Source organism: Nonomuraea sp. NPDC001699, from assembly GCF_053596455.1.
In genome coordinates this window covers 144636-158162 of record NZ_JBSFGF010000013.1, presented here as the reverse complement: position 1 = coordinate 158162, position 13527 = coordinate 144636, and the positions used below count along the sequence as shown (strand labels likewise).

The 13527-nt window shown below is 73.0% G+C and carries 5 protein-coding genes; 4 read left to right on the top strand and 1 reads right to left on the bottom strand.

Annotated features, from left to right (window positions below; genetic code table 11):
- Positions 1 to 35 precede the first annotated feature (35 nt).
- Positions 36 to 755, bottom strand: coding sequence for a VOC family protein (locus tag ACWCSU_RS33235; protein WP_449940249.1), 720 nt, complete (start codon positions 753 to 755; stop codon positions 36 to 38).
- A gap of 310 nt (positions 756 to 1065) precedes the next feature.
- On the opposite strand from ACWCSU_RS33235, the gene ACWCSU_RS33230 reads away from it, so the two are divergent.
- The 4 genes from ACWCSU_RS33230 (at position 1066) to ACWCSU_RS33215 (ending at position 13483) form a co-directional block, all read left to right on the top strand.
- Positions 1066 to 5241 carry a LamG-like jellyroll fold domain-containing protein gene (locus tag ACWCSU_RS33230; RefSeq protein ID WP_357701813.1) on the top strand — a complete coding sequence of 1392 codons (4176 nt, stop codon included), beginning with the start codon at positions 1066 to 1068 and terminating at the stop codon, positions 5239 to 5241.
- An 11-nt stretch (positions 5242 to 5252) separates the two neighbouring features.
- Entirely contained in the window at positions 5253 to 11465 is a 6213-nt protein-coding gene (locus tag ACWCSU_RS33225; RefSeq protein WP_449940248.1) for an RHS repeat domain-containing protein, read from the top strand.
- An 83-nt stretch (positions 11466 to 11548) separates the two neighbouring features.
- Positions 11549 to 12751, top strand: a complete 1203-nt coding sequence (locus tag ACWCSU_RS33220; protein ID WP_449940247.1) for a sensor histidine kinase — start codon at positions 11549 to 11551, stop codon at positions 12749 to 12751.
- A 33-nt stretch (positions 12752 to 12784) separates the two neighbouring features.
- On the top strand, positions 12785 to 13483 hold the full coding sequence (locus ACWCSU_RS33215) for a response regulator (RefSeq protein WP_449940244.1): 699 nt from the start codon (positions 12785 to 12787) through the stop codon (positions 13481 to 13483).
- Positions 13484 to 13527: the final 44 nt, after the last annotated feature.

The window sequence follows — 13527 nt, the reverse complement described above, 5'->3', positions numbered from 1 at the left end:
CGTGTCACCGGGGCTTCTGGACGTCGAAAACCGTGTCACCGGGGCTTCTGGATGTGGAACTCGTTGTCGTCCGGGTCGAACATCAGGAGCCGGCCGCCGTCGTCCTCGCCGGAGGCGCGCTTCGCCCCGAGCGCGATCAGGCGGTCGACCTCCGCCTCCCAGTCGGCGTCGGCGGGCAGCGCCAGCTCGAACGACAGCCGGTTCGTGCCCGTCTTCGGGGCCACGGGAGGGCCGCCCCAGGTGAGCTTCGTGCCGCCGTCCGGCGACTGGATCGCGGTCTCCTGGTCCTGGTCCCAGACCAGCGGCCAGTCCAGCGCCGCGCTCCAGAAGTAGCCGACCTCCTGGGTGCCGTCGCCGGCCAGCGCTCCGATGACGCCGGTGCCGGCGAGGAACCCGTTGCCCGCCTCGATGACGCAGAACTCGTTGCCGTCCGGATCGGCGAGCACGACATGCCCCTCTTCCGGGAGCTGGCCCACGTCGATGTGCTTCCCGCCGAGTTCCAGGGCCCGGGCCACCGTCCGCCGCTGGTGCTCCGGGGAGGTGCTCGTCAGGTCGAAGTGCGCCCGGTTCTGGCCGATCTTCGGCTCTTGACTGGGCAGGAATCGCACGCGGAACCCGGCGGGGCCGGGAGGCAGGATCGCGCTGTCACCGTCAGGACCGTCGGCCTGCTCCCATCCCAGCAGCCCGGACCAGAACCTCGCCAGATCCGCGGGACGGGTCGCGTTGAAGCAGATCGCGAACAGGTGACTGGTCATGCCGCACGTACCTCCTGATCCGCCGACGGCGCCGCGCCCTCGGCGCGCACAGCCTAGGCGGGGCCGTGCGGCACCGCATCCGAGTTTCCGGCGAGCCCCTTTACAATGTAGATCATTTGCTGCGCCGCCAGGCCGTCCCCGTGCCGGGCGGGGTTCCTACCGCCAAAGTTGACGATCTTCTCAACCCATGGGCTGACGCCACCGTCATGCCGCGGGTCCTACCGTCTTGGCAGCTCTCGGCATCGCCGCGTCCCGGGCCGTCCCGGGGCCCCGTTATGCCTCCGATCAGGGCCGCAACCGAGGAGCACCCGTGAGAAGACGTTGGAACGCGGCACTCGCGAGCGTGCTCGCGTTGTGCTTTCTGACCGTTCCGTCCAGGGCCGACGCCGGTCCGGCCGGGCGGGCCGCGCCCGAGCCGGGGCCGCACGTGACCGAGACCGAGGCGGCGGCCGAGGCCGTGCGCGGTGGCCGGCCCGTCGAGGTGCTCGGGCTGCGCGGCGAGGCCCGCGAGGTGTACGCCCAGCCGGACGGCGGCTTCGTCGCGACCGAGCACCTGTTCCCCGTCCGCACGCTCAAGGACGGCGCCTGGGTGCCGGTCGACACCACCCTGGTCAAGGCGGACGACGGCTCGGTGCGCCCGGCGGCCTCGCCTGTGGGCGTGCGGCTGTCGGGCGGCGGCGACGACGCGATGCTGGCGATGACCAGGGCGGGCCGGACCATGTCGCTCACCTGGCCGGGGACGCTGCCCGCGCCCGAGCTCCAGGGCGACACGGCGCTGTACCGCGGCGTGCTCGGCCCGGACGTGGACCTGCGCGTGCAGGTGACTGCGAGGGGCGCCTCGCACGTCCTGGTCGTCAGGACCCCGGCCGCGGCCCGCGATCCCCGGCTGCGGCGGCTGCGGTTCGGGCTGGTCACGCCCGGCCTGCGGGTGTCGGCCGACGCGCGGGGCCGCCAGTCGGTGACCGACGCGGCCGGCGGCGGCGAGCTGTTCACGGCCGCGCCGCCGCGCATGTGGGACTCCAGCGCTCCCGCCGGGCTGCTGGCCAGGTCCGGAGCGGTCGACGACGGCCTGCGCGCCGCCTCGGCCGCCGCGCCGGGCGACACCTCCAAGGTGGCCGTGATGCCCGCCGCCACCGGTGACGGCGCGCTGACCCTCACGCCGGACCAGGGCATGCTCACCTCGCCCGGAACGGTCTTCCCGGTCTACATCGACCCGGTGTGGTACTCCCCCGGCGAATCGGCCAACCTCATGGTCTCCAGCGGCGGATGGGAGGACTACGGGTTCAAGGAGGAGGGCATGGGCCGCTGCCCGATCAGCCTGCCGCCCGCGGGCGCGTACTGCGGCAGCTCGTTCGTCAAGCGGCTGTTCTACCGGATGCCGACCAGCCGGTTCTCCGGCAAGCAGATCATCTCGGCGGAGTTCTCCGTCAAGGAGACGTTCGCGCCCTCCTGCGACGGCCGTTCGGTGCACATCTACCGGGCCACCGGGTTCGGCACCACGTCCACCTGGAACTCCACGAAGGACAACTGGGCCGACTACCTGACCTACCGGGACGTGGCCAAGGGCCGTACCGGCTGCCCGGCGGGCGACGTGGTGTTCAACGTGCTGAGCGCGGTCAAGGCCGCCGCGTCCAAGGGCTGGTCGGCCACCACGTTCGGGCTGCGGGCCGGCCACGAGGACGACGAGTACGGCTGGAAGCGCTTCGACGGCGACGCCGTCCTGCGCGTGTACTACAACACCCCGCCCCCGCAGCCGAAGATGAGCCAGCTCCGCTCCAGCCCCGGCGGCCCGTGCGCGGTGTACGGCAAGCCCACGGCGGTCAACCGCATCCCGATGATCTACGCGGACAACCTGACCGACGCCGACAACAGCGGCACCGAGGGCGAGAAGCTGAGCGCCGAGTTCGCGGTGGTGTGGACGGACGCGCAGGGCGTGGAGAAGAACTGGCACACGACGACGCCGAAGAAGCAGTCGGCCGCCGGCTCGAAGAAGTCGTCGTTCTCGGTGCAGATCCCGTCCGGGCTGATCCCGGTCGGCGCCGGGTTCAGCTACATGGTGCGCACCTACGACGGCGCGGCGTGGAGCCCGTGGAGCTGGGCTGGCTCGGCGACCGCCTGCTACCTGCGCTACGACCCGACCGCGCCGCGCACGCCGCAGGTCAGCTCGTCGGAGTACCCGGCGCTCAACCCCGACGATCCGGACGCCGTCGCCCGCGACGGCGTCGGCCGGTACGGCGGTTTCTCCCTCGCCTTCGACCCCGAGGTCGTCAAGTTCGCCTACGCGCTCAACACCACGCCGGACCCCGCCTCGGCCCAGGCGCGCACCGCCAACCCGCAGGTCGTCCGGCAGGCGCCCACCAGAGCGGGGATCAACACCCTGTACGTGACCGTGTGGGACGCCGCCGGCAACTTCTCCATCGGCGACCACAGCTTCTGGGTCAGCGAGGGCGCGCCCGAGCAGGTCAGGCTCAAGCTCGACGAACCGGCGGGCGCGACCGCGCTGACCGGTGAGACGCCGGGCGTGGCGGCGCTGACCGGGGCCGGCGCGACGCTCGGCGCCGAGGGCCGGACCGGCCGCGGCCTGCGGTTCGACGGCCTGGGCGGCGGTTACGCGGCGACCTCCGTCCCGCTGGTGCGCACCCGTGAGGGCTTCACGGTCTCGGCGTGGGTGCGGCTGCGCAGGAACGACGGCTACTACAACGTGCTGGCGCAGGACGCGATCACCCAGAGCGGGTTCCAGCTCGGCGTGGACCCGGCCCCCAACGGCTGGGTGTTCAAGACGCCGGCCGGCGACGTGCGCGGCGGCAGCGGCCCGTGGACCAGGGCCGGCGCGCCCGTCCTGCCCGAGCTGGACACCTGGACCCACCTGACGGGCGTCTACGACGCCACGGCCAAGGTGCTGCGCCTGTACGTCAACGGCACCCGGGTCGCCGAGACCCCGGTGACGTCGGTGCTGGACGCCCAGGGCGCCTTTCAGCTCGGCCGCAGCCTGTACGACGGCGGCTACGCCAACTGGTGGCCGGGCGACGTGGACGAGGTCGCCGTGCTGCGCAGGGCCGTGTCCGACGAGGAGGCCGCGGGCCTGGCGGCCGGGACCGTGCCGCAGGGCGCGGCGGCGGTGTGGCGGATGGAGGAGCCGGCCGGCGGCTCGCGCGTCTACGGCGAGAGCGCCCCGCCGACGGCCGCGGCGTCCGGCCTGACCCTGGGCGTGCCCGGCCAGGTCGGCACGGCCGCCCAGTTCAACGGCTCCACCGGCTACGCGGCCACGGCCGGCCCGGTCGTGGACACCGGCGGCACGTACTCCGTCTCGGCGTGGGTGCGGCTGCCCGCCACGCTGCCCGCCAAGGACGTCACCATGGTCAGCCAGGACGGGATCACCCAGAGCGGCTTCTACCTGAAATACCGGGCGAGCACCAACAAGTGGGGCTTCATGGTCACCGCGGCCGACGCGACGTCCCCCACCACGGCGACGGTCTACTCGGCCGCCGCGGCGGTCCCCGGCCAGTGGACGCACCTGGTCGCCGTGCACGACGCGGTCTCCAGGAAGCTGCGCCTGCTCGTCAACGGCGTCGACAGCGGCAGCGTGGACATGGCCGAGCCCTGGCGCTCCACCGGCGGCCTGCAACTCGGCCGGGCCAGGTGGAACGGCGTGATGGGCGACTACTGGCCGGGCGCGCTCGACGACGTGCGGCTGTTCGACCGGGTCGTCTCGGCCGAGGAGGCCAGGACGTTGTTCACCGTCAAGTCCGACGTGTCCGGACGCTGGCGGGTCAACCAGGCCGCCGGGACGCCGCCGGTCAGCGCGGACTCCGCGCCGGTCGCGGCCGGGCACCCGCTGACGCTGTCGGGCGGCGCGCGGATCGTGACCGACCCGGGGCTGAGCGTCGTCACGCCGCCGTCCGGGCAGGTGGCGGGGGCGCTCGACCTGCCGGGCGGCGACGGCGACTACGCCTCGGCGTCCGGGGCCGTGGTGGACACCGCCGCGAGCTTCACCGTGGCGGCCTGGGCGCAGACGGCGGGCGTGCCGGCCAGGTCGATGACCGTGCTGAGCCTGGGCGGCGCCGCCAACAGCGCGATCACCGTCCGCTTCGACGCCGCCAAGGGCCGCTACGTCCTGGACGTCCCGAACAAGGACGGCACGGGCGCGAGCGTGGCGACGGTCGAGCACTCCTCCTTCCACCAGAGCGGGTTCGGCGACTGGGACCACCTGGCCGTGGTCTTCGACGGCTTCGACAGCCGGGTCTCGCTCTACGTCAACGGCGTGCTGGAGGCCGCGGCGGAGGCGCCGACGGTCTCCTACCGGGAGGGCACCCGCGTCTTCGCCCCGATCTCCTCGCTGCAACTGGGCCGGGCCAGGAGCGGCGGCGCGTACCCGGCGGGACAGAACTGGGCCGGCCAGATCGACGACGTGTGGGTGCTGCGCGGCGCGGCGACCGACGACGAGGTCGCCTACCTGGCCAATCCGACCGAGATCGACGAGCTGTGAGGGAGGGCGCCGTGACGAGGTCAAGGCGTGCCGTCGGCATCACGACGGCGTTGACGCTGGTGGCGGGCCTGCTGGCCGCCTTACCGGCCGCCCCGGCGGCCGCGGACCGGGCCGCCGCCCCCAAGGACCCGGACAGGGTCGTGGCGGGCGGGCCGGTCAAGGCCAGGCCGCGCGTCCTGGACGCGTCGGTCACCCGTCCCGCGCCACCTCCGGTGGTGCGCTGGCCCGAAGCGGGCGTGGTGGAGGGCTCCCCCCAGGCGTCCCCGGGACTGTCCGCGGGGGCGTCCCGGGACGCCGGGGGGAAGGGTCCGCTGCGGATCTCCGGCGCGGCGCGGGCACGGGTGCTCGACCGCGCGGCCGTGGCGGGGACCGGGCTGGACGGCGTGGTCTTCGCGCTGGAGCAGCCCGCCGGCGACACCGTGGACGTGCGGCTCGACTACTCGGGCTTCGCCGCCGCCTACGGCGGTGACTACGGCTCCCGGCTGCGCCTGGTCGGCCTGCCCGCGTGCGCGCTGACCACGCCGGGCCGGGACGAATGCCGCACGGTCCGGCCGCTGACGGCCGTCAACGACACGGCGGCCGCCACGCTGAGCGCCCAGGTGCCCGCCGCCGAGACCGTGCTGGCGGCCACCGCGCAGAGCGGCGGCGAGAAGGGCGACTACAAGGCGACCTCGCTGGCCGCCTCCGACACCTGGCAGGTGGGCGCCCAGTCGGGCGACTTCACCTGGTCGTACCCGATGCGGATGCCGCCGGTGCCGGGCGGGCTGACGCCGTCGGTGGCGCTGTCCTACAGCTCCGCCTCGATCGACGGCCGCACCTCCAACGGCAACAGCCAGCCGTCGTGGGTGGGCGACGGCTTCGAGCTGTGGCCCGGCTACATCGAGCGCCGCTACAACTCCTGCGAGGACGACAAGGCGCCCAAGAACACCACCTGGAACATCTACCCCGGCGACCTGTGCTGGGGCTACGACAACGCCACGCTGAGCCTGAACGGCAAGGGCGGCGAGCTGATCCCGGCCGGCGACGGCACCTGGCGCACCAAGGGCGACGACGGCACCCGCGTCGAACGGCTGACCGGCTCGGGAACCGCCAACGGCGACGACGACGGCGAGTACTGGAAGGTCACCACGACCGACGGCACCCAGTACTTCTTCGGCCTCAACACGCTGGCCGCCGGCAAGCCGCAGACGAAGTCGGCCTGGACGGTCCCGGTGTTCGGCGACGACGACGGCGAGCCGTGCCACAAGTCCGACTTCAAGGACTCCTGGTGCCAGCAGGCCTGGCGGTGGAACCTGGACAAGGTGGTCGACACCGACGGCAACGCGGTCGTCTACTTCTACGAGCAGGAACGCAACCACTACGGCCGCAACCTCAAGGCCGAGGACGAGACCCCGTACGTGCGCGGCGGCCACCTGCGTTACGCCGAGTACGGCCTGCGCGCCGGCGACCTGTTCCCCACGCCGGCCCCGGCGCGGGTGGAGTTCACCACCGCCGAGCGGTGCATGCGCGAGACGGCCTCCGACTGCGCCGAGGCGGAGATCAAGGATCATCCGGACTACTGGCAGGACGTGCCCTGGGACCTGCACTGCGACGAGGGCCAGAAGTGCGAGGAGGACCACGGCACCGGCTCGCCCACGTTCTGGTCGCGCAAGCGGCTGGTCAAGGTGACGACGAAGGTGGCCAAGGCCGACGGCAGCGGCCACCGCGCGGTGGACTCCTGGACGCTCCAGCACGCCTGGGGCATGGCCGACGTCGACCGCCAGCTGCTGCTGACCTCCGTCGTGCACACCGGGCACGCGGGGGCCGCGCCGGTGACGCTGCCGCCGGTGTCGTTCGTGTACACGCAGCTGCCCAACCGCGTCGACAAGCTCGGCGACGACCTCGGGCCGTTCGTGAAGAACCGGCTGGGCACGATCTACAACGAGTACGGGGGCGTGCTCGACGTCAACTACTCGGCCGCCGACTGCACCACGTCCGACCTGCCGTCGCCGCAGACGAACCGGCGCCGCTGCTTCCCCGTCTACTGGATGAAGACCAGCGGCGTGGACGACCATCCGACGCTGGACTGGTTCCACAAGTACGTGGTGACGCAGACCGTGCAGACCGACCTGACCGGCGGCGCGCCCGACCAGGTCACCGCCTACGACTACTCGATCGGCCGGCCCGCCTGGCACTTCGACGACGACGACGGGCTGACGCCGGAGAAGTACAAGACGTGGTCGCAGTGGCACGGCTACGACAAGGTGCGCGTCATCTCGGGCGCGACCGGCCCGAACCCCGGCCAGGTGGACCACTGGTACTTCCAGGGCATGGACGGCGACCGGCTCGGCCCGGACGGCGGCCGCAAGGACGTCGACGTCTCCGACGGCGAGGGCGGCTCCTCCCCCGACAGCGAGGCGTTGCAGGGCTTCGAGGTGCGGAAGGTCACCTACGACCGGGCCGGCGGCACGCCGGTGGAGAAGGTCGTCACCTCGCCCTGGTACCAGCGGACGGCGAGCCGTACGCGCTCGTGGGGGACGGTCTCGGCCTACCTGTCGGCCCCGCGGACCACGCGGACGCTCACCGCGCTGGACGGCGGCCGCTGGCGGGAGTCGAAGACCGCCAACCTGTCCTTCGACGACGTGACCGGCCGGGTGCTGCAGGTCGACGACCAGGGCGACGTGGCGCTGGACACCGACGACGTGTGCGCCACCACGACGATGGCGGCGCGCAACACCGGCGCGTGGCTGGTCGACGCGGTCGCCGAGGAGCTGAAGGTGGCCAGGCGCTGCGGCGCGGCCGTGGACTACACCAAGGACCTGGTCTCGGCCACGCGCACCGCCTACGACGGCGGCGCGTACCGCCAGGCCCCGAGCAAGGGGCGGGCGACCTCGGCGGACAAGGCGTCGGCCGGCGGCACCACGGCGGCGGCCCTGGCGTACGTCTCCGACACCAGGACCTCCTACGACGCCTACGGCAGGCCGACCGCCGTCGTCAAGATCGACCACACCTCCTCCCCGGCCGTCGAGCGGCCGACCACCACCGTGTACACCGACACGCAGGGCCTGAACACCCGCACCGCCGAGACCGGCCCGCCGGCCACGCCGGGGGTCCCCGGCTCGGCCATGACCACCGCCAAGGACCTCGACCCCGCGTGGGGCAGCGCCGTCACGACCACCGACGCGGGCGGCAAGACGGTCACGATGGCGTACGACGCGCTGGGCCGGCTGGTCAAGGTCTGGACGCCCGCCCGCGGCACCGGCCAGGTGCCCGACCGCGAGTACGCCTACCGGGTGGCCGCCGGCCAGATCACCGCCGTCACCACGAAGAAGCTCGACCAGGACGGCGGCCAGGAGACGTCGGTCTCGCTGCTGGACGGCTGGCTGCGCGCCCGCCAGACCCAGGACGCCGGCCCCGGCGGCGGCCGGCTCGTCTCCGACACCTTCTACAACGCCCAGGGCGCCGTGGACCGCACCTACGCCCCCTACTTCGCCGACGGGCCGCCCGCGCCCGCGCTGTTCGGCGTGGCCCAGACCGGCCAGGTCGAGACCCAGACCGTGTACACCTACGACGGCCGCAACCGCAAGACCGCCGAGATCCTGCGGGCCGGCAACAGCGACACCGGCGAGCTGTGGCGCACGACCTTCGCCTACGGCGGCGACTGGTCGCGGGTGACGCCACCCTCGGGCGGGGTGGTCACCACGACCGTCACCGACGCCCGCGGCAGGCGTTCGGAGCTGCGCCGCCACCGCCCGGACGGCGGCTACGACTCGACGTTCTACACCTACACCGGCGGTGACCGGCCGGCGGAGGTCAAGGGGCCGGGCGGGCACGTGTGGCGCTACACCTACGACGTGCGGGGCCGCAAGACGAGCGAGCTGGACCCGGACAAGGGGCTGACCACGTTCGCCTACGACGACCTCGACCGGCTCGTGCAGTCGGTGGACGCCCGGGGCCAGAAGCTGACGCTGACCCTCGACGGCCTGGGGCGCAAGACCGCCCAGTACGACGGCGCCGGCGTCAAGCTGGCCGAGTGGACGTACGACACCGTGCGCAAGGGCCAGCAGGCCAGTTCCACGCGCTGGTCGGGCGGCGCCGCCTACACCAAGAAGGTGGACTTCTACGACAACCTGAACCGGCCGACGCGGACGACCGTGCTGGTGCCCGCCGCCGAGGGCGCGCTGGCCCCGGTGGGCGGATACACCTTCTCGACGGTCTACAACCCCGACGGCACGCTGCAGTCCACCGGCAGCCCGGCCGCGGGCGGCCTGCCCGCCGAGGTGATCGCCGCCTCCTACGACGAGCTGGGGCGCCCGCTGACCGCCTCCAGCAACCTGTCGTCGTACGTGGTCGGCACCGACTACAGCAGGACGGGCAAGCTGCTCGCCCAGCGGCTGGACACCGGCGCCGACGGCAAGCAGGTGGACTTCACCTACTCCTACGAGTTCGGCAGCCAGCGGCTGCGCACCCTGACCACCGTCCACGAGGGCGCGGCGGGGGTGGACCGCAGCGAGACCTACGGCTACGACGACGCCGGCAACGTCACGCAGATCGCCGACGCCTCCAGGGACGGCGCCGACAACCAGTGCTTCCGCTACGACCACCTGGCCCGCCTGACCGAGGCGTGGGCGCAGGGCTCCGGCGGGTGCGCGGCCGACCCGGCCGCCGCCGTCCTGGGCGGGCCCGCGCCCTACCACGACGCCTACACCTACGACGCGGCGGGCGACCGTACGGGCGAGACCCGCTACGACGCGGCCAACCAGCCGTCGGCCACCCGCGCCTACACCTACGCGGGCGACGACGGCGCCGCGGCCGGGCTCAAGGGGCACCAGCTCGGCGCGGTCACCCAGACCGGACCGGGGGCCCGCGCCGAGAGCTACGCCTACGACGCGGCCGGCAACACCACCACGCGCCGGATCGGGACCTCCGCCCAGACCCTCACCTGGGACGCCGAGGGCGAGCTGGCCAAGGTGTCCGACCCGGGCAAGGGCGAGACCTCCTTCGTCTACGACGCCGACGGCGGCCGGCTGCTGCGCCGCGACCCCGGCGGGACCACGCTGTACCTGGACGGCATGGAGGTGCGGCTGAACAAGGGCGCCACGGCCACGGTGGCCACGCGCTACTACACGCAGGGCGACCAGGTGGTGGCGGTCAGGAGCACGACCGGCGTGACGTTCCTGGCCGCCGACCGGCACGGCACCGGCGAGGTGGCCATCGACGCCAGGACCGGCACGGTCGTCAAGCGCCGCCTGACGCCGTTCGGGCAGCCGCGCGGGAGCGCCGCGGCGGGCTGGCCGGGCGACAAGGGCTTCGTCGGCGGCACCGTGGACGTCAGCACCGGCCTGACCCACCTCGGCGCCCGCGAGTACGACCCGGACACCGGCCGCTTCATCTCGGTGGACCCGGTGTTCAACGCCGACAACCCGGCGCAGCTCAACGGCTACGGCTACGCCGAGAGCAACCCGGCGACCAACAGCGACCCCTCGGGCGAGTGCAGCCCGGAGGGCGGCTGCGCCACCAACCCCTGCCACCCGACGGGCGGCTTCTGCGGCGGTTTCGACGGCTGCGGCGGCACGTGCCCCCACCACCCCGACGTCTCCGGCGGCGGCAACTACGTCCCCCGCTCCCCCGGCGAGCCCGAGCACGGCGGCTACCGGACGTGGAAGAGGACGCTCAAGCGGGTGCTGAAGATGATGAAGGTGCTGACCGAGTACGACGCGCTGACCGCGGGGGCCTGCGTGGCGGCCTGGACGCTGACCTGCGACACCTGGAGCCACTACCGCGGCAAGAGCGGCAAGGACTTCATCGTGGATCCGTACCAGATCTACTCCGACAACGAGGGCATCGGGAAACGGGTGGACCAGGTCATGCGGAGCATGGCGAAGAAGGCCATCGCCAAGTGCCGCGCGGCGACCTGCGAGCTGACGTTCGACTCCTTCTGGAAGAGCGCCCACGTCAGCGGGAAGGACAAGGACACCTACTACACGCTCGGCGGCAGCATGTTCCGCGCGGACGGCAAGTTCCTCATCGAGAACGGCGACAACCCCAAGAAGCGCGTCATCACCGCGCAGTACACGCTGCGCATGCACAAGGACTGGAACTTCGACCCCAACGACGCGGCGTCCGTCCCGATCCTGAACCGCAAGGCGAACTTCCGGGGCTTCTACGAGATGCACCTGCTGGGTTACGCCCGTGAGTTCGTCCTGCGGGGCAGCACGTCCATGAACCAGTCCTGGCATCAGTAGCGGGCGGGACTGCAACTTCCGCGGCAGTCGATGTCCACCCCCGGTTTGATGCGCCGGGGGTGGCGCCGGGGTTAGCGTGACGGGTGCCCTTCACCCCCTCGTCCCTTCTCCGGCGGGTGGTCGCGGTCCACCCGCTGCTGCTCGACGGCGCGGCGGCCCTCACGCTGGTCGTCGGCACCTGGCTGTGGGAGGTGTTCGAGCCGGGCCGGGGCCGGCCCGGCGACGGCCTGTCGATGGGCCTGACCCTGCTGGTCAACGCGCCGCTGGCGCTGCGCAGGGTGGCGCCGGTGCCGGTGCTGCTGGTGTCGGTGGGCGCGTCGCTGGTCTACCACGTGCTCGGCTACCACCACGGGCTCAACAGCATCGGCCCGCTGGTGGCCCTCTACTCCGTCGCCGCGCACCGGTCGTGGGCCTGGTGCGCGGCCGGCTCGGTGCTGGTCGTCACCGAGTGGACGTACGCCTCGGGGCAGCAGCCCGGCCTGGCGACGTGGTCGGCTCTGGCGCAGTCGGTCCTGGTGGCGGCGTGCGGGGTGGGCGCGGGGGCCAGCGTACGGCTGCTGTCGGAGCGCACCGCGCAGCTGGCCGACCTCGCCGCGCAGCTCCGCGCCGAGCAGGGGGCCGCCGCCCGGCGGGCCGTCACCCGCGAGCGGGTGCGCATCGCCCGCGAGCTGCACGACGTCGTCGCCCATCACATGTCGGTCATCTCCGTACAGGCCGGGCTGGGGCGTTACGTCGCGCTGAGCGACCCGGCCACCGCCCACGCCACGCTGGGGGTCATCGCCGACACCAGCCACGAGGCGCTGACCGAGATGCGCCGGCTGCTGTCGATCCTGCGCATCGAGGCCCACGACGACGACGAGGGCCTCTACGCCACCGCGCCGGGCCTGCTGGCCCTCGATCCCCTGGTCGAACGCATGCGCGCGGCGGGCGTCGGCACCGAGCTCACCGTCGAGGGCCACGCCCGGCCGCTGCCGCCCGGCCTCGACCTGTGCGCGTACCGCATCGTCCAGGAGTCGCTGACGAACGTCCTCAAGCACGCCGACCCCGGCCGGGTCGAGATCCGCATCGGCTACGGTCCGGCCACGCTGACGTTGCGTGTCAGCAACGACGGCGCCGCCGTCGAGGCCGGGGGCCGGGGTTCCGGTGGCCACGGGTTGATCGGCATGACTGAACGTGTCAGGCTCTACCAGGGTTCGATCACCGCCGGGCCGCTGCCCGAGGGCGGGTTCGAGGTGCTGGCGACCTTCCCGCTCCCCACACCCGGTGAGGGCGATCGGCCGCCGTGACGACCGTGAGGCAGGTGCGAGATCAAGGTTCTCGTGGTCGACGACCAGGTGCTCATCCGCGCCGGTCTGGCCGCGCTCCTGCGCGCCGCGGGCCTGGAGGTGGTGGGCGAGGCCGCCGACGGCGAGGAGGCCGTGCGCCTGGCCGCCACGCTCAGGCCCGACGTGATCCTCATGGACATCAGGATGCCGGGCATCAACGGCCTGACCGCGACCGAGCGCATCCTGGCCGCCGCGCACGACCCGCCGCCCAAGGTGCTCATCCTGACCACGTTCGACCTCGACGAGTACGTCTACAACGCGCTGCGCCTGGGCGCCGGCGGCTTCCTGCTCAAGGACACGCCGCCCGAACGCCTGATCGCCGCCATCCACACGGTCGCGGCGGGCGACATCCTGCTGGCCCCGGCCGCGACCAGGCGCCTGATCGAGGCGTTCACCGAACCGCCCGCCCCGCTGCCCTCCCCCTCCCTCGACCGGCTCACCGGACGCGAGACGGAGGTGCTGCGGCTGGTCGGGCACGCATTATCGAACAAGGAGATCGCCGAACGGCTGTCGGTGAGCGAGGGCACGGTCAAGACGCACCTCAACCGGCTGATGGCCAAACTCGGGCTGAGCAGCCGCGCGCAGGTGGTCGTGGTGTCGTACGACTCCGGCCTCGTCCGTCCCGGGCAGTCCTCGCCCCGCCGGACGACCCCCGAGGCCCAGGGGCCGGCGGATCGCACGGACGGCCGGTAGGTTGCGGACCGCGACAGGACGCGCCGCCGGTCTTGCGGCCGAGG